The 21,184-nt window shown below is 65.1% G+C and carries 15 protein-coding genes and 1 pseudogene; 8 read left to right on the top strand and 8 right to left on the bottom strand.

The annotated features are described in order from the left end of the window. Positions 1 to 24 precede the first annotated feature (24 nt). The 5 genes and pseudogenes from HND55_10100 to HND55_10080 all read right to left on the bottom strand — a co-directional run bounded on the left by HND55_10100 (position 25) and on the right by HND55_10080 (position 7,116). A pseudogene (locus HND55_10100) lies at positions 25 to 539 on the bottom strand (hypothetical protein). Between the two features lie 833 nt (positions 540 to 1,372). After that, positions 1,373 to 2,725 (bottom strand): hypothetical protein, encoded by a 1,353-nt coding sequence (locus HND55_10095; GenBank protein ID QKK02964.1) that lies wholly within the window; start codon positions 2,723 to 2,725, stop codon positions 1,373 to 1,375. Between the two features lie 63 nt (positions 2,726 to 2,788). After that, positions 2,789 to 5,158, bottom strand: a complete 2,370-nt coding sequence (locus tag HND55_10090; GenBank protein QKK02963.1) for a polysaccharide biosynthesis tyrosine autokinase — start codon at positions 5,156 to 5,158, stop codon at positions 2,789 to 2,791. Positions 5,159 to 5,206: 48 nt separating this feature from the next. After that, positions 5,207 to 6,220 (bottom strand): iron dicitrate ABC transporter ATP-binding protein, encoded by a 1,014-nt coding sequence (locus tag HND55_10085; GenBank protein ID QKK02962.1) that lies wholly within the window; start codon positions 6,218 to 6,220, stop codon positions 5,207 to 5,209. A 98-nt stretch (positions 6,221 to 6,318) separates the two neighbouring features. Further along, positions 6,319 to 7,116 carry a hypothetical protein gene (locus HND55_10080; protein ID QKK02961.1) on the bottom strand — a complete coding sequence of 266 codons (798 nt, stop codon included), beginning with the start codon at positions 7,114 to 7,116 and terminating at the stop codon, positions 6,319 to 6,321. A 218-nt stretch (positions 7,117 to 7,334) separates the two neighbouring features. On the opposite strand from HND55_10080, the gene HND55_10075 reads away from it, so the two are divergent. From HND55_10075 to HND55_10045, 7 genes are all read left to right on the top strand, one after another. Beyond that, positions 7,335 to 8,144, top strand: coding sequence for a protein-tyrosine phosphatase (locus tag HND55_10075; protein QKK02960.1), 810 nt, complete (start codon positions 7,335 to 7,337; stop codon positions 8,142 to 8,144). A 387-nt stretch (positions 8,145 to 8,531) separates the two neighbouring features. After that, positions 8,532 to 14,105, top strand: coding sequence for a S8 family serine peptidase (locus HND55_10070; GenBank protein ID QKK02959.1), 5,574 nt, complete (start codon positions 8,532 to 8,534; stop codon positions 14,103 to 14,105). Between the two features lie 5 nt (positions 14,106 to 14,110). After that, positions 14,111 to 14,746: a hypothetical protein gene (locus tag HND55_10065; GenBank protein QKK02958.1), complete on the top strand. Its 636-nt coding sequence runs from the start codon at positions 14,111 to 14,113 to the stop codon at positions 14,744 to 14,746. A 103-nt stretch (positions 14,747 to 14,849) separates the two neighbouring features. Next, a complete protein-coding gene (locus HND55_10060; GenBank protein QKK02957.1) occupies positions 14,850 to 15,278 on the top strand; it encodes a hypothetical protein in 429 nt (142 codons plus the stop codon). Between the two features lie 16 nt (positions 15,279 to 15,294). Beyond that, the gene (locus tag HND55_10055) at positions 15,295 to 16,128 is read left to right on the top strand and encodes a hypothetical protein (GenBank protein QKK02956.1); all 834 of its coding nucleotides are present in this window, start codon (positions 15,295 to 15,297) and stop codon (positions 16,126 to 16,128) included. Next, a complete protein-coding gene (locus HND55_10050; protein QKK02955.1) occupies positions 16,125 to 17,189 on the top strand; it encodes a radical SAM protein in 1,065 nt (354 codons plus the stop codon). The genes HND55_10055 and HND55_10050 overlap by 4 nt, the downstream gene beginning before the upstream one ends. A gap of 1 nt (position 17,190) precedes the next feature. Further along, the gene (locus tag HND55_10045; protein ID QKK02954.1) at positions 17,191 to 17,682 is read left to right on the top strand and encodes a lasso peptide biosynthesis B2 protein; all 492 of its coding nucleotides are present in this window, start codon (positions 17,191 to 17,193) and stop codon (positions 17,680 to 17,682) included. Here the strand turns inward: HND55_10045 and HND55_10040 are convergent. The 3 genes from HND55_10040 to HND55_10030 are packed head-to-tail and all read right to left on the bottom strand — an operon-like array spanning position 17,600 to position 19,319. Then, the gene (locus HND55_10040; GenBank protein QKK02953.1) at positions 17,600 to 18,571 is read right to left on the bottom strand and encodes a hypothetical protein; all 972 of its coding nucleotides are present in this window, start codon (positions 18,569 to 18,571) and stop codon (positions 17,600 to 17,602) included. The genes HND55_10045 and HND55_10040 overlap by 83 nt on opposite strands. A 10-nt stretch (positions 18,572 to 18,581) precedes the next feature. Next, complete coding sequence (locus HND55_10035) at positions 18,582 to 19,031, bottom strand: lasso peptide biosynthesis B2 protein (GenBank protein ID QKK02952.1); 450 nt, start codon at positions 19,029 to 19,031, stop codon at positions 18,582 to 18,584. A gap of 15 nt (positions 19,032 to 19,046) precedes the next feature. Next, a complete protein-coding gene (locus HND55_10030; protein QKK02951.1) occupies positions 19,047 to 19,319 on the bottom strand; it encodes a PqqD family protein in 273 nt (90 codons plus the stop codon). Between the two features lie 82 nt (positions 19,320 to 19,401). Here HND55_10030 and HND55_10025 point away from each other — a divergent pair, with 82 nt between their 5' ends. Beyond that, positions 19,402 to 21,048, top strand: a complete 1,647-nt coding sequence (locus HND55_10025) for an ABC transporter ATP-binding protein (protein ID QKK02950.1) — start codon at positions 19,402 to 19,404, stop codon at positions 21,046 to 21,048. The last annotated feature ends 136 nt before the right edge of the window (positions 21,049 to 21,184 follow it).

Here is a 21,184-nt window from a genome sequence, read left to right as displayed (position 1 = left end):
AGACGGCGGCATCTCATCGGGCCCGGGTTCAGACTCAGGCATGGGTTCAGGCGCGGGCTCCAACTCGGGTTCCGGCTCAGGCTCAGGCTCAGGCTCAGGCTCCGGCTCCGGCTCCGGCTCCGGCTCCGGCTCAGGCTCAGGCTCAGGCTCACACTCAGGCTCCGGTTCAGGCTCCGGTTCAGGCTCCGGCTCAGGCTCCGGTTCAGGCTCCGGCTCGGCTCCGGCTCCGGCTCAGGCTCAGGCTCAGGCTCCGGCTCCGGCTCCGGCTCCGGCTCCGGCTCAGGCTCAGGCTCAGGCTCCGGCTCAGGTTCCGGCTCAGGTTCCGGCTCAGGTTCCGGCTCAGGTTCCGGCTCAGGTTCCGGCTCAGGTTCCGGCTCAGGTTCCGGCTCCGACATGGGTTCGGGTTCGGTTTTCGGCGCCGACCCCGGCTCGGTGTCCAGCATCGCGACCAGGCGGGTGGTTTCTCCGCCTGTCCACGGGGTTTCTGGCGGTGGCTCACGGTCCCAGATGGCCAGTTCTTCCGGCAGGCGGGCTGCCAAGGCGTCTGCGTCCCGGGCGGCGGTGTCGGTCGATCTGCCGGTGCCGGCCGGCGATGACGGCGGGTCGGCTTGCTCTTGCGGCGCATCGGCACGATCGGCCGGATGCGCGGCCTCGTCCACCCGGGCAATGCGCTCCGTCTGCGGGGCGACAGGCTGCTGCAGTCCCCGGTAGGGCTTGTAGGCAATGTAGGCGTAGAGCACGGGCACCAGCGCGAGAACGGCCAGTGCCACCAGCACTCGCCCCTGAAGGTTCTCGACATCGCGCAGCCACAGACGCAGGCGCATGAGCGGACCGGGTGTGTCGTCGGCCGGCGTCAGCCGGGCCGACTTGCGCGCCTGCGGCCAGCGTTTCGAAGCCGGGTCAGACGGCTGTGGCGCCTCGCTGGAGGCTCCGGCGGCCTGCGGCCGCTCGGTTTCTTCGTCATCGCCGCGGCGAAACCGGCTGTAGGCCCCGTGAATCGCCTGGGAACGCGGCGTCAGCCACTCGGCAAACTCCGGGTAGCGATCCGGGTGAAAGGCCGTCATCAGTCGCCGGTAGCGCGCACGGCGCTCGTCGCTGTCGATGCCGGCATCGACAAAGGCGCGGTGGATCAACAGCCGGGCGCCGGCGAATAGCTGCTCGTCGAGCTGGCGGTAAACCTGATGCATCAGGTCGGGTCGCTCGCGTGGCAGCCCGAGTCTGCGGATCAGCGCTGCAGCACCCAGCCGTTCGCTGCCCGAGATCCACGACAGCACGGCGTCGAGCTCAACCGCTGTATACAGGCGAAGCTTGCCGCGGATGATGCCCTCGCTGAGCTTGTCGATATCGATCGGGCGTTCACCCATGGCAGGGGTCAATCCGCACAGTCGCGCTGGAGGTCTTCCAAGGGTGCCGTGTCGGTGTTGTTTTCGCAAGCCTCGTGTTCGCTTTCCTCGCCCGAAATGCCGTCGGCCAGTGCCGGCTCGACGCCCAGGTCGGCCAGCATCAGCTTTCCGGCGATATAGCGGTCAAAGGCGTCGGTGCGCAGCCGGCGCAACCGAAACCGGAGGATCTCGTTGTCCATGGTGGTCTCGAACGGGATGGCAAAGGGCTGCCAGCCGAATTCCGCCGACGGCACCGCCAGCGTGGCGCTGAAAGAATGGTCCGGGGACTCGGCATACAGCTGCAGCTGCGGCAGCGCGCGCGTGGTCAGCCCGTTTGCTCGCCACCATCCGGTCAGGCGGTAACGGCCGGGCGCGGGGACCGGAAACCGCACGAAAGGCGTATTCATGTGGATGTTTTCCTCACCCTCGAATCGGACCATGAGGGCATTCCGGCCGGCTGGCGCCTGTGCGGGGTCGCTGGTCTGCTGCTTCGGCGCCACGGGCACGATGGCCAGGGAGACGCCATCGGGTACGCGCGTGTACCAGCCGAGTGCCGAGAGCGCCTCCAGCGGCAGGTCAAAACGGCCCGCCGGGATGTCGCCGGGCCGGTAGCTGGCGTCGACGGTCTGCCAGGCGGCCATGGCGCGGTCGGGACGATTGCTGTCGAGCGCGGTAGCGACGTAGTCGGCCAATGCCCGGTCGGCGGCCGGGCGAGGATGATCGAGCCGTTGCCAGGTTGCCTCGGCCAGCGGCAGGGAGCGACTGCGACGGGCGTAGCGCATGGCCTGCGCCAGAAACTCGTCGTCGGCCGGCACGACTTCATCGAGCAATCGGTCGGGATCGTCGACCCAGCGCTCGGCGATGAACAGGGCACGATCGGTCATGTGGGGCTGGTCGGCCAGCCAGAGTTTCAGGTGGATCAGGATCAGGTCCGGATCACCGGCATTCTGGGCGAGGTTGGCGGCCTGCCAGCGCAGCTGACGGCTGCCCGGCTGAACGGCAACCGCTGTTGCCAGCGTCCGCCGCAACGGTTCGCCATCGTTGCCGGTCAGCAGGGTCATCCGGGCCAGCAGCAGCCAGCGCCAGGGATCGAGCGGGTAGCGACCAAGCTGCCAGCGCAGGGCTTCCGCGGCGCTGTCTGCATCCAGGCGCCAGCGGGTTTCGAGCCAGCGCGCCGCCTCGCGCGCGGCCAGCCCGCCCCAGGGCTGGGTGGTCTGCAATCGCTCCAGCGACCGGATCGGCCGGTCCGGATCAACCGCGCGCAGGTTCAGGTACTCCGAAGCTGCCACAAGCAGGGCGGCGATGCCGACGGCGGAGAGAAAGATGGCACGGAGGTGGGGCATGGGGGAATGCGGGTTAGGGTTTACGCCACAACTCGTAATCCGTAAACCCTGAACCGTAAACCGTCAAGAAACCGACCCCCCCAACTTTCGGGTGTCGTCTTCATCCGCATCCTCGGGCGTCTCGTCTTCGGCCTCGTAGTTGTAGTAATACGACGAGTAGTAGGCGTATTCCGGACTGTCCAGATCGACGCCGTTGAGCACGACACCGAGCACCGGCGCCTGCACCTGGGCCAGGCGCTTCATGGCCACGCGGAAGTTTTCCTTGCCGGTCTGGCCGGCGCGGACAACCACGACCACACCATCGACCTGGCGGGCCAGGATCATCGAGTCGGCCAGGCCGAGTGTCGGCGGGGCATCCATCACGACGTAGTCGAAGGCGCGGCGGCAGCTGTCGATGACCTTGGTCAGGCGCTCGGAGCTGAGCAGCTCGGCCGGGCTCGGCGTGGAGTTGCCCGACGGCATGATGAACAGCCCCTTGACGTGGGTGCCGTGGATGGCCGAGTTGTCGGCGCCGCTGTTCTGCGACAGGGCAATCCGGTTGGTTAGCCCGGGCGAGCGGAAGCAGTTGAAGTCCCGGTGCACGCGCGGCTTGCGCAGATCAGCGTCGATCAACAGCACGCGTGAGCCGTTCTGCGCCAGCACGGTGGCCAGGTTGATCGCGGCCGTGGTCTTGCCCTCGCCCATGCCGGAGCTGGTCACCATGATGGTCTGCGGCAGTCCTTCGGGCGTCGAGAACATCAGGCTGGTGCGCAGCGAGCGGAACGCCTCGGAGACCTGCGAGTTCGGATGGACCGCGCTGTAGTGACTGACCGCCCGCTCGCGGTCGCGCGCCTTCTGGGCGCTGTCGGATTCCTTGATCCTGATCTTGACCAGCGGCACCATCCCCAGTACCGGCCGGTCGACCAGTCGTTCGATGTCCTCGACGCGCCGAATCGAGCTGTCGAGAAACTCGAGCAGCAGCGCCAGGCCAACCCCGCCAAACACGCCGAGCACCAGCGCCAGCGCGAGGTTGCGCGGAATGTTCGGCTTGAACGGCGCCACCGCGGCCACGGCAGGCTCGATGACTGAAATGCTGCTTTCCTGCACCCCGGCGGCAACGCCGATTTCCTTCATGCGCTGCAGCAGACCGTCGTAGAGCTCGCGGTTGGTCTGGAACTCGCGCCGCAGAATGTTGTACTGCACCGCCTGCTCATTGAGCGTCATCATGGAGGCTTCGCGCTGCCGCATGGCCTCCTCGAGCGCCTTGGACTGGGCCGTCAGGTTTTCAAACCGCCCGATGACATTGTCGGCAATGCGCTGCTTTTCGGCTTCAATCTCGGACTGCAGGCGGTCGATGCGGTTTTGGACTTCCTGGACGGCCGGATAGGATTCCTGGAATCGTTCGCTCAAACCGGCATATTCACTGCGGGCATCGACCAGTCGCTGGTTGAGATCGGCAATGGCGTCACTGTTGACCACCGGGTCGATGTGATCGACCTGGCCGGCCTCGATCATCTCGCGCCAGCTGGTCAGTTCCACCAGCTCGGAATCGATTTCGTTTCGGCGATCGCTGAACCGGCTGATGGCTGCCCGCGCCATCTCGAGGCGCTGGTCCAGATCCGCCACGTTGTTTTCGCGCGCAAAGTCCATCAGCGCCTGGTCGGAGCGCTCGAGCGCGATGCGCATGTCTTCGAGCTGGCCTTCGAGAAACTGTCGCGCCTCGCTGCCGGCCTCGTAACGACGCTCCATGCTCATCCGGATGTAGTGATCGACCAGTGCGTTGGTCAGGCGTTCGGCGACTGCCGGATCGAAGGCGGTAATGCTGACGTTGGCCAGACGGGAATCACGGACTGGCTGAATTTCGATGCGTGATCTCAGTGCGTTGGCTGCCGCTCTCACGGGATCTCGCTGGCCGGTTTCGGACGATTCGGTAGCCGATGATGACTCGCGGTCCGGAATCACGGCGCCGAGCACGGTACGCACCAGCGATCTGGCTTCGCCGAGCAGGCTGCGCTGGCGGATCTCGCCGCTCAGTTCGGGGTGATCGGCCAGCCCCTCCTCGCGCACGACCTCCTCGGCCAGCGCGCGGCTGCGCAGAATCTCATACTGCGAGTTGAGGAACATCTGCTCAGCGTTCCAGCCGCGCTGATCGGGGGTGAAATCCTGGTAGGAGAGAATCCGTGCGCTTTGCGCATTGAGCTCCAGCGTCGCAGTTGAGCGATACTCCGGCACCATGAGCAGCGAGGAGAGCAGGGCGGCGGTCACGACGATGGCCACGACGCCCGCGACGGTCCACTTGCGTTTGACCAGGATGCGCCAGTACTCGCGCAGGTCAATCGTGTCGTCGTCTTCAAACTGCCCGTGCACCGTCGGATCGTAGACGGCCATCTGCTGACTCTTGCCGTTGACCGGCTGCAGATGTGTGCCGGGTTCGTTGTTCCTGTTGTCGCTCATTGTTGTGCCAGCCTGCCTGTGCTTGCCCCGAAACCCTGAAACCGATTCCTAAAGCGGCCGAAACCCGAGCAGGGCAATCGGCTGGGCCACGCGCAGGAAGTTGTTCCAGCCAACACGCAGCGCGCTCGAATCGACAATGACGATATCTCCGTTGCGCAGCGGCAGGTCGTTGGCCGGATTGTCCCGGATTTGCTCGTAGTCGATATCCTGTGCCTCCCAGCCGCCGTCGTCCTGCCGGCGCAGCACCCGGATATCCGACCGGTCGGCCTCGAAGGCCAGCCCGCCGGCCTCGGCGATCGCCTTGAGCACGGTCGTATCGGCGCGCTGCGAGTAGGCCCCCGGCCGCTCGACCGCGCCTTCAACATAGACAAAGCCGCCGCGCGGTACGTTGATCATCGCGCCCTCGCCAAGCACCAGGTTGTACTGCTCGGCCTGCTGCATCAGGTCTTCGACATCGATGATCAGCGTGCGCGTGCCCAGCTGTCCGGTGTCCGGGTCGCGCACCCGATCGGTCAGGTAAACGCTGTTGCCGGCCTCGCGACTGATGCCACCGGCCATCGCCAGGGCTTCGATCAGCGTTGTCTGACGACTCACCGAGTAGACTTTCGGGTTGGCCACGGCGCCGATCACGGTGAACTGCTGGCTGCGGTATTCGGTAATCTCGGCCGAAACCTGGGGGTTTCGCAGGTATTCCTCGGCATAGGCCGCGGCAATCGTCTGCTCGACCTCGCTGAGCGTCAGGCCCGATACCGAAACCTCGCCGATCAGCGGCAACAGGATATTGCCGGCGCCGTTGACCCGGTATTCGCGCGAGAGCTCGTCAACGCCGAAGATGTCGACCCGGATGCGATCCTCGGCACCAACCCGGTAGACCCGGTCGCCGGCGCCCTGCACGGCCATCATCAACAGCTTGTCGTTGATGTCGCTGATGCGCTCCTGGGCAACCATCTGCTGCTGGAATTGCTGCAGCGACGCGTCCTGTGTATCACCCCCGCGCGAGGCACAGCCAATAACGAACAATATCGCGGCAATCGCCGCGACCGTCAAACAGACTCTAATCATGTTTCCCGTTCCGGTTTCAGGACGAATTGGGCACCCCCTTGCGCCCGCTCAGGCCGCGGCTTGTCCAGCGCCGGCCCGCGATTTCGAGCGGCCGCTGGTCAGGGGCTGACCGGTTCAGGATCATCGGGCTCATCATCGGTGATGATGGCCACCGCCGTGCCGGCCGCCGCCACGGCAATGGCAATGCCGATGCCCCGGTTGGCCGTTGTGCTGGCAATGGCGGCCGCTGCAGTATCCCGCTGCAGCCACCACACCATGCAAGGTACCGCACTGCGATCGTCATCGAGCTGTTCTTCGACTTCCGGCGGAATCGACAGCTCAACGCGGCGAACCTGCTGCGGCAGGAACTCGTACTGTTCACCGGGCGAGACCTGCTGCTCGACCGTGCGGGCGAGATTGCGCCCATCGACCCGGCCGGACTGAACCGTGACCCGGTTGCTCCGGGTGCCCAGGACCTCAAACAGACCGGTTGCGTTCAGGCCGAGGCAGGGCGCCAGGTCCGAGTCGGGTTCGGCCTCATAGGTGAACCCGTCGGTATTGACGACCAGTTCCCGGTCGCCGCCTTCGATCGCATAGACCAGACCACCGGCCTGCAGATCGACGGTCACCGTGCCGTTGTCAACCGACAAGGTGGCATCGGTGCCTTCCAGGAATCCGAAGCTGTTGCCGTCATTCAGATAGAGGATGGCGTGCCCGCGCGTGGTCTGGATGCGGTCACCCGAGAACCAGGAGTAACTGGTATCGCTGATGGTCATCGCTCGCTCCGATGCCCCTTCGGCGATGCGTGCCGAGCCGTCAACTTCCAGGTTGCCGACCGGCACCTGTCCGATTGCAAGCAGTGGTGTTGCAAGACCGGCCAGCGCCAGGACGCGTTGGAGCGAGATCGCGAAATTCATGTTTGCCACCCTTGGTCAAAAGCCAACTGAAATGTCCGGAACCGGTTTCGGCACCGAGACGTTATCAAGACTAAACCCTCCGCGCCCCCGTGTCAACGCAAAGTCCGCCGGTTGCAGGCAGGAATAGGCTTCATAATTAAGAGGTAACGGGCGCACCCGGTCGGCACAGTCCGGCCGCATACTTGTCGTGCCGGTCCGCCTGGCGTAAGGTTTGGGGCATGAGCTCGACGCTGCGCTTTCCGACCGGCATGGTCGATATTCACGGGCACCTGCTGCCGGGCATCGATGATGGCGCCCGCACGATGGACATGGCGCTGACCATGGCACGGCAGGCCGTCGATGACGGCATATCGCTGTCGCTGCTGACGCCGCATCACCTCAATGGCGTCTACCAGAACTGCGCCGAGGACATTCGGCGCGAGATTGCGGCATTCCGGCAGGCGCTCAGCGGGGCCGGGATCGAGCTCGAGGTGCTGCCGGGCTCGGAATGTCACCTGGTGCCTGAGCTGCCGCGGGAGCTTGCCGCCGGTACCGCCATGACCGTGGCCGATCGCGGCCGCGCGGTGATGGTCGAGTTGCCCGTTCACACGATTCCGATCGGGGCGACGGCCATCCTCGAGGACATCCTGTCGCTGAACCTGGTGCCGGTCATCGTTCATCCGGAACGCAACGGGGAACTGGCCCGCCATCCCGAACGGCTGGCCGAATGGATCGACATGGGCTGCCTCGCCCAGGTCACGTCGCGCTCGTGCATCGGCAAGTTCGGCGACCTGGCCCAGCAGGCCGCCCGGCAGATGGTCAGGCGCGGCCTGATCCACTTCGTGGCCTCGGATGCACATCGTGATCACCGCCGCATTCCGGAAATGTCGGTCGGGAGAGAAATGATCGAACGCTGGACGCGGCCGGAGGTCGCTCGACTGCTGGCCGAACAGAACCCGCGAGATCTGGTGCTGGGTCGCAGTATCGATACCTCCGAACTGCAGGAATCGGTCAAGTCACGCCGCTTCTGGGGGTTGTTCGGGGGGTAGCGGGGATTGCGACAAGTATCGGCCAGGCCGGTCAGGCGCTGAATTCCGAGATGTGGCTGTATTGATGCCAATCAAGATTCCAGCTGTGTTTCGCGGAACTGTTTAAAAAATACTCAACGTTTGCCTGTTTGACGTGCAGTCGCCTTGAATCGGTGACGGCATTATGGGTAAGCTTGGTCCCGCACCAGGGGTTCGCGGTCTGCAAACGGGCCGCCAGATTGAAATCCAGCTTTTCATCGGCTGTGGGGGTTCAGGGTTATTGGCGTTTTGAGTGTCTGGTTGTCGGGCATCGCCTCCGTGCATGCGTCGCCGGGTCACAGATTGCCGGTCAACGGCTGACAGCATCCTGGAAACAGGTCGAGTTCAAGAGAGCAAGGGAGACTTTGAATGGAAAAACGTGTTGAGCAACGGCGCAGCCTGAATCTGCTGCTGTGGGTACTGCTGCCGGGTGTGGTTCTGTTCGTGGTTGGCTCCATTGCGGTCGCCTCTTCCAGTAGCTGGCGCAGCGAGGTTCCGGCACCGATTGAGCCCAGTGGCTTTGATGAACCGGTAATTGTGGTCGATCCGGACTGGCGGTCGCTCTTTCCGTTTTCCGAACGTTTCGACCCGGTTGACTACAGCTCGGACACCTTGTTCATTGACCTGGCCGCCTACCGTTTCGAGACCGCAGACCTTGTGTCGGCTGGCCCGTCGGGGCAAGTGCTTTTTCGCAACCCGGATCTCTCTTCATTTCACCCTTCAGTGATCCACAAGCCCTTTCGACTGGAGGAGCGCGACTACTTTCTGGTCCAGGCCAGGTCGCCAGGCGATCAGGCCGAGTTGCGGCGATTGCTGCAAGAGCGTGGCGTGGAAGTCCTCAACTACGTGCCCCGATACGCCTACCTGGTCAAGCTGGACGAAAATGACTGGGAGTGGATCCATACGCTCTCCCAGGTGCACTGGGGCGGCTACTACCAGCCGGCCTGGCGTATTCCGCCGCTGCTGGACTACGTCATCGAGTCCGATGCAACGCACGAGCTCAACATTCGTCTGGTTCTTGATCGGCATTACTATCCCCGTGAGTCGTCGGTCGTCGATTTTTTGAGAGGGCTGGGGCTTTCCTCGACCGATATCGTGCTGGTCGACGGTCACTGGCGCGTCAAGACCCGGGGCGCGGCGGGAATTGTTCGCAAGGCGGTCATGCATCCGGGCGTCTTCTGGACCGAGCGCTGGACCAAGCCGCGCCTGCACAACGACATGGGGCTGACCTCGACTTCAGTGACCAATGGGCGCGGTTCACAGTCCGGTCCGGTGCTCGACGTGGAGGCGGTCTGGGCCAAGGGCATTCGCGGTGAAGGGCAGGTTGGCGCCGTTGCCGATACCGGCTTGTCGACCGGCAATTTCAGCACGCTGCACCGGGATTTCGGGGAAAGCGGTTCCGGCACCAACCCCATGCGCGTCATCCAGGCCTACGCCCTGGGCCGCACCAACGACTGGTCCGATCCCGAATCAAGCGGCGGCGGTCACGGCACCCACGTGGCCGGCTCAATGCTCGGCGGTGGTGTGGAATCCGGCTCCGATCCCGCCAACAATCAGTTTGCCGGCAGCTACGCCGGTGCCGCACCGAAGGCTGATCTGGTGTTTCAGTCGGTCATGGACAGTGGCGGCAACCTGGGTGGGCTCCCGAGTAACCTGGCCAATCTGTTTCAGCCGCCCTACAACGATGGTGCCCGTGTCCATTCCAACTCCTGGGGTTACGGCGGCAGCTACGGCCAGTATTTAAGCGAGTCGCAGGATATCGACCGCTTCATGTGGGACAACCCCGACATGCTGATCACCTTTTCGGCCGGCAATTCCGGCGTGGACGGGCAGCGTTATGGGACTTCATGCCAGAGCACCGGTGACCCGATCGACGGCATTATTGATCCCATGTCGATCACGCCCCCGGCCACCGGCAAGAGCCTGATCGCGGTCGGTGCTTCGGAAAACGCCCGGCCCGGCTTCATCTACGAATACCCGGCCGGTGACTGCAGCGTCAGCAACAGCACGGAACAACAGGCCTGGGGCTGGTTCAATGGCTGCGCCTATTCCGTCAATCCGATCAATTCCGACAAGATGGCCGACAACCCGAGCGGCATGGGCGCGTTTTCCAGCCGCGGCCCGACCACCGACGACCGCATCAAGCCGGACCTGGCGGCACCAGGCATCGGAATCATCTCCGTGCGCACCGATCAATCCCAGGCCGCCACCGGCGGCTGGGGCCTGTGCAACGTTGATCCCGGTCTGGAGAGCTTTTACGTCAGCATGGGCGGTACATCGATGGCCAATCCCATGCTGGCCGGAACGGCGCTGCTGGTGCGTCAGTACTACGAAGATGGCTGGCACCCCAACAACACCGACACCACGCATGGCAGCCCGGTCAGCGGCGATGGATTCAATCCCTCGGCGGCTCTGGTCAAGGCGACGCTGATCAACGGCGCCTTCGACATGAGCCCGGGGCAGTACGGCACCGGCAGCACGCAGGAATTCCCGCCGTCCTGGGATAGCCCCAACGACACGCCCAACAATGCCCAGGGCTACGGGCGGGTCGACCTCATGGGCAGCCTCTTTCCCGGTGAGGGATGGGGGCAGGATGCCGGTCGCGGCATGTTTGTGCGCGACGTCACTGCGGGCCTGCAAACGGGCAACCAGGATACCTACACCTTCGATGTGGCGAGCAACGCCGACCCGCTGCGCGTCACCCTCGCCTGGACCGACCCTTATGCTGCAACCGGCTCCGGCGTCAAGCTGATCAACGACCTGGACCTCGAAGTCGAGTCGCCCAGCAACACGATCTATTACCCCAATCGAAATGACTACAGCGGCGGCAGCGCCGATCGGCTCAATAACGTCGAACGGGTTCACGTCTCCAGCCCGGAAACCGGTCAGTGGACGGTCCGCGTGATCGGCTACAGCGTGCCGGGCAACGGTGGCGCCGGCACCAACACGCAGCCCTATGCGCTGGTTGCCGGCGCGGTTTTCGGGCTCCCATGCCAGAACCCCAACGCCCCCTCCGGTCTGGCCGCGACTGTCAGTGTGGACAACCAGATCGACCTGAGCTGGACCGGGGTCACGGCCGACAGCTACAACGTCTATCGCGCCGGCACATCGGGCGGGCCGTTCACGCAGATTGCCTCGGGTGTGACCACGACCAGCTATTCCGATACCGGACTGTCCGCCGGCGAGACGTTCTATTACGAAGTGACGGCGTTCAATGACCCCAGCTGTGAGTCCTCGCCGTCCAACGAGGATTCGGCCACGGTCACCGGCTTTGTCTGCGGCGACCTCAGCGCCCCGACCGGCCTGGGCGCTTCGGCGCCATCAGCGGGGCAGGTCGATCTGAGCTGGAATTCGGTCACCGATGCCGACAGCTACCGGGTTTATCGCTCGACCTCTTCGGGCGGCCCCTATACCCAGATTGCCTCGGGCGTCACGGCAACCGGCTATTCCGATACCGGCCTTGACGGCGGCGTGGAGTATCACTACGTGGTCTCCGCCTACCACAACGGCGCAGCCTGCGAGTCGCCCCAGTCCAGCGAGGTGTCCATCTACGCCACCGGCGACTGCAGCAACGCCCCGAACTTTTCCGGTGTCCAGTCAGTCGCGCCGACCGACGGCAGCTGTGCCCTGCGTGCGTCCTGGAACGCCGGCACTTCGAACTGTCCGGGTGGCGATCCGCTGGTCTACAACGTCTATCGCTCCACCAGCGCCGGCTTCACGCCCGATGTATCGAACTTGATTGCCTCGTGTGTAACCGCAGAATTCTTCGACGACACCACCGCCGCGACAGGCACGGAGTATCACTACATCGTGCAGGCCGAAGACGCCACCAATGGCGGAAGCGGGTTGTGTGCCAACGGCAATCAGGATACCAACCAGGTCTCGGCCAGCGACACATTGAGCGTTGGCGGAACGCTTTACGAAAACGACTTCGAGTCCGGCAGCGGGCTGGATGACTGGGTGCTCGGTACCTTTGTCAGTGGCGCACCCACTGAATCGTGGCGCGGCATCCAGAGCTGCACGGCCAGCAGCGGCAGCGGCATTTTCCGCTTTGGCGGCACCAGTTGCGCGACCAACTATGGATCGGACTACTTCACCTTTGCCGAGCCCGGCGGCGGCAGCGGTATCAACGTGCCTGCCGGCAGCAGCGCGGTCAAGCTCGCCTTCTCGCATCGGCATGAAATGGAGTCGGGTTTTGATGGCCTGACCCTGGCAGTGTCACTGGATGGCTCATCGTACAGTCTGGTCAGCGACACCAGTTTCCTTGCTGGTCCCGCCTACGATACGGGCCTGAGCAACTTATGTCCGCCAACTGGCGCAGGAGGTATCAGCGTCTGGACGGGTAGCCGCGGCAGTTTCGTCGATACGGAAGTTGATCTGGACGCCGTTTGTGACGGCATTACCGGCGGCACCGGCGGCTGCGCCGGTCAGACCCTCCATATTGCGTTTACGGCCATTACCGACTGTACCGTGACCGACGACGGCTGGTTCATCGACGATGTCGTTGTCAGCGCCGCAGCCAGTGGTTCTTGCGATATCGCCGGCACCACCCCCGAAAACATCGACTACCTGACCGTCGCCTCCGCCAACGGCAGCAACACGCTTGAGTGGATCAACCCCGGCTCCGGTTACAACAACGCCATAATCCGGATGCGCACCGACGCCTACCCGACGGGGCCGTCGGACGGCACCCTGGTGGCAACCGTCAACGGCACGGCCGGGGCGAAGGACAGCTACCAGCACACCGGCCTGACCAACGGCACCACCTACTACTACGGCGTGTTCGTCGACAACGGCAACGGCGAATATTCGGCTGGCCGCTTCAATTCAGGCCGCCCGATGGACACCGCCGGCCCGGTCAAGTGGGCCTACAGCACCGGCGCCACGGCCATGACGCCGCCGGGAATCGGGTCTGTTTATGCGACTTCCAACGACCGGATCCTGCACGGCATCGACAGCGGCGTCAGCGGCGGGACCTGGCCGTCGAACTGGACGCCGCATGCAATGAACCGTGGTGTTCAGTCACGCCCGCCGGTGGTGCCCAATGCCATCGGCGGGGCCAAGGTTGTTTTCATGGGCTCCCAGGACGGTCGGGTGTATGCCATCAATGCCGACAGCGGCGCTGCGGTCTGGCAGTCCGGCCAGCTCGGCAGCATGCTGCAGGGTTCGGTCGGGCTCATGTTCAGCGGTTTTGGCGGTTCTGTCGACCAGGTGTTTGTCGGGACCCGTAACAGCTCGGGCAACAACGCGTTCTACGGCCTGAACCTGGCCGATGGCACGCAGGCCTGGAGTTTCGACAACGGCGGTGGCAGCAGCGCCATTGGCATCATCAGCGGCGGTCCGGCCGTTGATTACGCCAACGACCGGGTCTATTTCGCCAGCCGCGCGCACGCCACCGGCAGTGATCACACGATGTGGGCACTGAACGTGGCGACCAGTTCGGCCAGCAAGGCCTGGTCTGTCGCCGTGGGCGATATTGACGGCTCGCCGGTGCTGCACAATGGCGTGGTCTATGCAGGCACCAATGACGGCCGCGTCATTGCGCTGAACGCCACCGACGGTAGTCTGCTGTGGCAAACGAGTCTCGATGACGGCGCCGTCAAGGGCTTTGTCTGGCGAGCCGGCAACGGCCACCTGATTCTCAGTACGACCAACACGGTCTGGGCCCTGGATGGCACCGGTGCTACACAATGGAGCACTGCCATTGACAGCCCGTCCATTCCGTTGCTGCTGGGCGACGACGTTCTGGTTGGCAGCGGCAATGGACGGCTCTACCAGCTGGACCGCACGAGCAGCGGCAGCGTCACAGGGTCGGTCATTCTCGGCGACGGCAGCGCCGCGGTCGGCGCGCCTTCATACCGGGTTGCCAGCGGGCATATCAAGGTCGGAACGGACGCCGGCGTGATTTACGCGGTCGATCACCCAATCACTGTCCAGGAGTGAACACGATGAACCGAAAGAGCCTTCTCCGCCCGGTCGCCGTATGGCATGGCACAGTGGTTGTTCTGGTCAGTTCGTTGGTGTTGAGCAGCCCGGCCATGGGGCAACGGGACCTGGGCATCACAAAGGATCCCGGGCCACCAGTCCGGGCGCCGGTCACGCTGCAGCGTGTCGATGACTTCGTGTCTGGTGAATCACTCAACGCCCGCTGCATCGAGCTTGCCGCTGTTGAACACAGCGCGTCCCGTCGCCCTGGCAGTGAACCGCGCTTCAGCGCTGCCGAAGTGATCGATGCCGGATTCAGGCTGCGCGTGACCCGGCAGGGGCTGTCCGATTCGGTGGCCACCTTCCGGTTCTACACCCCCAACGGTCATCTCTACGAGCAAATCGACGTGCCGTTTGCCAACAACCCGGGTGATCGCGCCGAACGACGGTTGCCCGGTTATCCGCACCCCGTGGCTGTCGCCCGGGCCGAAGAGCAGCGCATCAACGGCGACAGCTTCTTCGACGTGCCGGTTGCGCTGCCGGTAGGTGGTACGCTGATTTCGACCAACTCACTCTATGGCTTGTGGACGGTGGAGGCGTATCTGGGCGACGGAGACAATCCGTGTACCAAGGCGGTCGAGTTTTATATTCTGGAATGAGAGGTGTCAGGAAAAGACGGGCTTCACCCGCTTGAGGCCTTGACCTGGAAACCCGCAACACCGAACCGGACACCGATTGGCGAACCAAGGAAAGAGGCAGAGGATGATCATTAGAAACCCGCAACTGGCCTGGCGTGAAATCGGCGACGAGACCGTTGTCATCGATCTCGACGCCAACTGGATGTATGGCCTCAGCCCGTCTGCCGGATACCTGTTGCGGCAAATGGACGACTGTGCGCTTGATCCGCAGCACCTGCTCGGCACTCCCGGCGGCACACTGGATCACGAACGCCACAGCGCCTGGACCGTGTTTATCGACGAGCTCATCGAGTGTGGTTTGCTGGTTGCGGCAGACCTCGGGCAAGTCCGGCCACTGGACGCAGCACAGCGATCGGCCCTGCAGGAATGGATTGCAACAGCATCATCGCCACAACTGCTTTGGCGCGAGGAGATTCGCAACTTCGGCCAGTCCGGCGCTTTTTGCCCCGGGCAGAGCGCTGCCTGCGACGCAAACCCGGACCCATCCTGTTAGCCGGCCGAAGGTGATCTTGAGACCGGTTTCGAGCGGTGCAGGCAGTCAGTCCGCAAGCATGCTGAGCGTGGCCTTCGGTGCAGTGACGCTAAAGCTCGTCTCGGACGATGCGCACTGGCTGAAGCATGCCGGTATTCGATTCGGATCCGCCATTGGCCAGGGGATGAGTGCGTTCGAGCTGTGGCACCGGTCGAATGGCGGGCCACTGCCGTTTTCCGGCTCGCCGCGCAGCGCCTTTAACGAGCCGGTAGGGATCAGCCCGCGCGATGGCGGCTGTCGGGTCACCGGCGCAACCTTCTTCGGGGATATCGATTTTGGCGCGACCCGGGCCACCGTGTGTGGCCCCTCGGCGCTTTACCCGGCCGAACATGTGATCCGCCAGCTATTGCCAGTAATCTACCCGGATCGTGGCCTGATTTTTCACTCCGCTTTTGTGCTGCAGGCCGGGGCCGGATGGCTGGCCGTTGGCCAATCGGGCGCCGGGAAATCAACCCTGGCCGGTCTGGCCGGGGCCAGTGCCGTGGCCGATGAAAGCAATGCGGTCCGATATGTTGACGGGCAATGGATTGCCGAGTCGCTGCCGTTTGCCTGCCATCGGCCGGGCGCTGCGCCACTGGCCGGTATTCTGACGCTGGACCCGCGTCGTCGAGGCGTCCACGCAATGCACCGGCTCGGCCCTGCGCAGGCGGCCAGAGAGCTGTGCCGGCACATCTGGTGGCCGATGGCCTCGGCGGCCTGCCGGCGCGAGGCACTGGACCGGCTGACGGCCCTGGTTCGGGCGGTGCCGGTCTACGCGCTGAGCTTTCGACCGGATACGGCAGTGTTCAATCTGTTGACGGAAGCCGCATGAGCAGCCGACTCACAAGTCATGCCGGTCTGCTGAACTACGCCACCCGCCGGCAGATCCCGCTGGCGGTGTCGCTGGAGCTGACCCACCACTGCAACTACCGCTGCCAGCACTGCTATATCGCCGATTTCCATGCGCCCGACCTGCTCTCGACCGAACGCGTGCTCGAGCTGCTAAAGGAACTGGCCGACATGGGCACCCTGTGGCTGACCCTGACCGGCGGCGAAGTGTTTTTGCGCAAGGACTGGCTGACCATCGCCCGGCACGCCCGCGGGCTGGGCTTCAGCCTGAGACTCTTTTCCAACGGCTACCTGATCGACAACCCGCGCGCCGACCAGCTCGCCGAGCTGGGCTGCGCGGTCGAGATCACGCTCTACAGCCTTAACGCCGAAGTCTTCGACCGGATCACCTGCCGGCGCGGATCGTTCCGCCGCACCCTGGCCGGGATCGAGCGCCTGCTCGAGCGCGACGTCGAGCTGGAGCTGAAAACCCCGGTATTGACGCTCAACCGTCACTGCATTGACGACGTGGCCGACTACGCCCGGCGCATCGGCGCGACGTTCCGCGCCGACCCCAACATTCTTCCCCGGCGGGACGGGGATTCGGCGCCCTGTGCGCTGGCCGTGGACAAGCGTGATCTGCTGCCTGTCGTCAACGACAGCTATACCGGATGCTGGTCGCCGGACGAAGGCAGGGCCGGCGATGATTCGCTGCCGCTGTGTGGCGCCGCGACTCGAACCGCGAGCATCGACTCTGCCGGCAACGTCCATGCCTGCACCATCATGCCCGGCGCCGGCGGCAACCTGCGCGATCGGTCCTTTCGCGAAGTGTGGGAAAACTCGGCCTGGTTCGAAGAAATCCGCCGCATCCGGCGGGCCGACCTGGCGGTATGCGGCAGCTGCGAGAAAAGCAGCTACTGCGGCCGCTGCCACGCCCTGGCGCTGAAAGAAGACGGCAGTCTGTATGGCCCGTCCAGCAGGGCCTGTCACCATGCCGCGGTGATCGATTCCGGCCTCGAACAAGCGGATCGGTCCGCAACGATTCCGGTCCGGATCGTGGCCTGACATGGCCGGCCCACGACCGATCCGCATTGCCTTGCGGTTCCTGCACAGCCCGCTGGCCTGCTTGCAGGCGCTGCCTTATGTGTTGGCCGCGGCGCGGCGTGTGGCCCGGCTTGAAGGACCAATGGGCATGCGCCAGCGCGTCGGGCAGCTTCGCCGCGGCAAGCCACTGCCGGCAAGCATCGCCGATCCGCGCATGCTGGCTGGCATGGTCAATGCACTGCTGCCTGTCTTGCCCCCATACGGTACCGGCCGCTGCTATCGACGATCGCTGATCCTGCTCAACCTGTGGTCGCGCTGCGGGCTGGTCCCGGTCGTGCACCTCGGGGTTCGTCCGGCCCGCCACAAACCCGTCGAAGGCCATGTCTGGCTCACCGCTCCGGGTATCGAAACCGCCAGGGCGGACACCCGCATCACGGCGTTGACGAGAATCGATGTTGCATCAACCTGGCCAAAGTCTGCTCCGGATTCTCGACCAGATCAGTGCCGGTGGTGATTGTGCGGCATGGCGTGTTGCGCAGCAGTGCCTGCAGGGTGTCGAGCACGGCGCGGCGCTCGTGCGGAAAGGTCTGGCTGAAAAGCAGCGCAATGCTGGCCTCGATGATGGCGGCCAGTGCTGTCGACGGCGGTACCGGCGTGGCCGTGCTGCGCTCGGCTCTGCCGGCGCGCGGGCGCTCGAGCAGCCAGACCTGCTCAATCGGCGCGCCGGCCGGAAAGCGCACGTCGGTCCGGTCTTCCAGCCGGAATGCGGTCTTGGGGCGCTGGCCGGTGGAGAAGGGCAGGTCGGACAGGCGCTGAATGAGTTGGTCGGCGGCCCAGCCTCGGCGCAGCATGAAAAACTCACGCAGACGTTCGGCCGCGGGATGGCCGTGGCTGTCGAGCGTCAGCAGCACCCAGTCATCCGACACCAGGCGGTGGCCGGCAGCCACCGCGGCCAGACCCAGAACCGACTTGCCGGCGCCGCGCTGGCCGATGACCAGCACGCCCCGGCCATCAATGACCAGCACGGCGGCATGCACGGGCAGGGCGCCGCTGCGCGCCCACTGCTGGCCGGTCAGCAAGACGAAACTTCGCGGCATGAGCAGGCGCGGCTCAGGGCGCTGACCGGCGCCGACAGTCAGCTCGCCGGGCGCACCGCTGGTCAGGCGAACATCACCGTCATCCAAAGCCTGTTCGAAGATCGCCGCGTCGCTGAACCGCCGGGCTCCGGGGTTGTCGACGATCAGTGCCGGCTGGCCGCGGCGCTGCGTCCAGTCATAGCGCTGGCTGACCTGCCCCAGCGCGGCGGCCAGGTCGGCTGCCGGCATGGATATCGTCAGCGCATGGCCGGTTGTTTCGGCTGCCAGGCATGTGTTGCCGGGCGCATGATCCTCGATCAGTCGCATGGCGGGCGGTTCATTGATCGATCACGACCTGATCGGGCCAGTCGGACCAGCGCAGCGGCTGGAAACGGGCCACGGTTGCGGCGGTCTCGTCGACCGGCCGGCCTCCAATACTGACCCAGGCGTGGCCGGTAACGGCGCCGCTTTCATCGCGGCGCACACCCATTTCGAGCATCGCGTCCAGCCCGGCCGAGCGCATCCACCACCACAGACACAGCGAGCGCGCCAGGCAGCGCGCACCGGGCAGGCGGGCCCCGATTCGCTTGAGCCCCAGCGCCCGGCGCCGCCAGCAGGCCAGTTCATCATCCGACACTGCGGGTTTGCTGGCCGAACGACCGAGCCAGCGGCGGCTGCGCGTCGGGCCGACCGTACCCAGCAGCAGCCAGACCACCACCAGGCGCCACGCGGCCGGTAGCAGGTCGGCACGCTCATCGCCCGGCAACTGCCCCAAACGCCGCCACATGCCCACGGCGTCGGCTCAGTTCAAAGCTTCGACCAGGCGCTCGACAAACTGGCGCAGGTCGGCCAGCGCGCGCTCCTGGTCGACTTCGAAGCGGCTTGTCAGCACCTCGGTCAGGGCGGCTTCATCGGTCGTGCCAGCCTCGATGGCTTGCACCAGCGCCATGCCGGTGGCATTCATCGTCAGCAGCCGCTCACCGGCAGTGTCCAGCACCACGCCGCTGCCGTCGTCAAGTGGATTGGCGGTCAGCCGGCCATCGGCAAAGGCCCTGCGGATGCGATCAAAACTCAACTTGGTATCCTCGGAAGTTCAACAAGCCGGGCGGGCGTGGCCCACTAGGCTATCATGGCGACCACCCCATCACGATTGCATTATGCGCTCCGATCCCCGCCTGCAACCGCTGACCTTCAGTCTGTCGTTGCTGCAGCCGCATCGCCTGCGGCTGGCCGGCGCAAGCGCGCTGTTGTTGATCGAGGCCGGCGCCACGCTGACGCTGCCCCTGCTGGCCGGCCGGCTGGCCGATTCACTCATCGGCGACCAGCCCGGCTGGTCGCTTGGCGCGGTGACGGCGACCTTGATCGCGGTCATGCTGGTGCTGACCGCCGCACGCATCGTCGGCAGCCTGGCCATGACCCGCGTCGGCGATGACATTCTCTATACCCTTCGCTGTCGTGTCTTCAACCGGCTGCTCGAACTGCCGATGAGCGAGCACGAGCAGCGCGCCCGCGGCGACCAGCTTTCCCTGCTGACCACTGATGCCCAAGCGCTGTCGGCCTTCCTGTCCGGCGCGCTGCCGGGTCTGGTGCCGGCGGTACTGACCTGCGCAGGCGCCCTGGTGCTGATGGCCAGGCTGCAGCCGGTGCTGGCGCTGGCCATCGTTGCCGCGGTCCCCGTGGGGGTTGTGGCGCTGAGGTTCTGGATGCGCAGCATCCGCCAGCGCGCGCGCGAACTCTATGATGCCCACAGCCAGAGTGTATCGGTGGCCGAGCAGGCCATCGAGCTGCTTCCTGTCATCAAAGCCGAAGCGCGCGAGGCGACCCAGCAGCAGGCCTATGCCGGCAGTGCAGCCGAGGCGCTGGCCAAAGCGCGTCGTCTGCGCCTGGCGCTGTCGCCGCTGCGTCCGGCCATTCAGCTTGTCGCAATGGCCGGAATCATCGCCCTGATCGTGCTGGCCAGCCCGGCCCTGGCGCGCGGCGAGCTCAGCCCCGGTGAACTGGTCACGCTCATTCTCTACGGTGTGTTCATCGCCCGACCGCTGTCGGCCCTGGCCGACGCCTACGGACGCTGGAGTGCCGCCCAGGGCGCGCTGGGGCGGCTGCTTGAAGCTCTGGCCATCCCGGGCGAGCAAGCCGGGGGTTCCCGGCCAGCGCCGCAGCAGCTGCAAAGCGGCATTGTCTACCGCCAGGTCGACTTCGGGTACGCCCCTGACCGGCCGGTGCTCAATCGCTTCAACCTGCACATCCGTGCCGGCGAATGCGTGGCCCTGACCGGGCCGAATGGCTGCGGCAAGTCCACCCTGATCTGGCTGCTGCTGCGATTCTATCGACCGCAAAACGGCCGCATCACGCTCGATGGCGTCGACATCGGGGAAATCGACGCGCGGCAACTGCGCCGCAGCGTTGCCCTGGTGCCACAGCGTGTGTGGCTGTTTCAGGGCACGCTGGCCGACAACATTCGTCTGGGCTGGCCTGAAGCCGGGCAGGCGGAAATCGAACGCGCCGCCCGCCAGGCGGCAGCGAGCCAATTCATCGAGGGACTGCCCGACGGCTACGACACTATGCTCGGCCCGCGCGGTGCGCGGATCTCCGGAGGCCAGCAGCAGCGTCTGGCCCTGGCCCGCGCGCTGCTGCGGCCCGCCCCGATCCTGGTCCTGGACGAGGCCACCTCGATGTTCGATGAAGCCGGTGAAGCCGAGGTGGCCGACACCCTTGCAACGGTCAAGCGAAACCGCACCGTCATTCTTATCACCCACCGGCCGGGCCTGCTCAAGCTGGCCGACCGGGTGGTTGAGGTCCCCTAGCCCGCATTATTCAGTGCGCCCCGAGGGCGCGGTTTACCAGTGGAGGAAGGTTCCACCCAGATAGTTGTCGCTTGATCTGGTAGCTGACGAGCAGCTTCGCTGGGTAACTGGCGGGGTTGAAGCCTCGTGACAAAGG

The sequence above is a fragment of the Pseudomonadota bacterium genome, from assembly GCA_013285445.1.
Classification (GTDB): domain Bacteria; phylum Pseudomonadota; class Gammaproteobacteria; order Xanthomonadales; family Wenzhouxiangellaceae; genus Wenzhouxiangella.
The sequence above is the reverse complement of the archived record's forward strand: the minus strand, read 5'-3'. Positions and strand labels throughout refer to the sequence as shown.

Bases quoted from the DNA above. Each gene is read 5' to 3' on its own strand.
- HND55_10090 (QKK02963.1), bottom strand. From the start codon at position 5,158: ATGAGCGACAACAGGAACAACGAACCCGGCACACATCTGCAGCCGGTC.
- HND55_10095 (QKK02964.1), bottom strand. From the start codon at position 2,725: ATGCCCCACCTCCGTGCCATCTTTCTCTCCGCCGTCGGCATCGCCGCC.
- HND55_10035 (QKK02952.1), bottom strand. From the start codon at position 19,031: ATGTGGCGGCGTTTGGGGCAGTTGCCGGGCGATGAGCGTGCCGACCTG.
- HND55_10065 (QKK02958.1), top strand. From the start codon at position 14,111: ATGAACCGAAAGAGCCTTCTCCGCCCGGTCGCCGTATGGCATGGCACA.
- HND55_10050 (QKK02955.1), top strand. From the start codon at position 16,125: ATGAGCAGCCGACTCACAAGTCATGCCGGTCTGCTGAACTACGCCACC.
- HND55_10075 (QKK02960.1), top strand. From the start codon at position 7,335: ATGAGCTCGACGCTGCGCTTTCCGACCGGCATGGTCGATATTCACGGG.
- HND55_10045 (QKK02954.1), top strand. From the start codon at position 17,191: ATGGCCGGCCCACGACCGATCCGCATTGCCTTGCGGTTCCTGCACAGC.
- HND55_10060 (QKK02957.1), top strand. From the start codon at position 14,850: ATGATCATTAGAAACCCGCAACTGGCCTGGCGTGAAATCGGCGACGAG.
- HND55_10025 (QKK02950.1), top strand. From the start codon at position 19,402: ATGCGCTCCGATCCCCGCCTGCAACCGCTGACCTTCAGTCTGTCGTTG.
- HND55_10085 (QKK02962.1), bottom strand. From the start codon at position 6,220: ATGATTAGAGTCTGTTTGACGGTCGCGGCGATTGCCGCGATATTGTTC.
- HND55_10080 (QKK02961.1), bottom strand. From the start codon at position 7,116: ATGAATTTCGCGATCTCGCTCCAACGCGTCCTGGCGCTGGCCGGTCTT.
- HND55_10070 (QKK02959.1), top strand. From the start codon at position 8,532: ATGGAAAAACGTGTTGAGCAACGGCGCAGCCTGAATCTGCTGCTGTGG.
- HND55_10040 (QKK02953.1), bottom strand. From the start codon at position 18,571: ATGCGACTGATCGAGGATCATGCGCCCGGCAACACATGCCTGGCAGCC.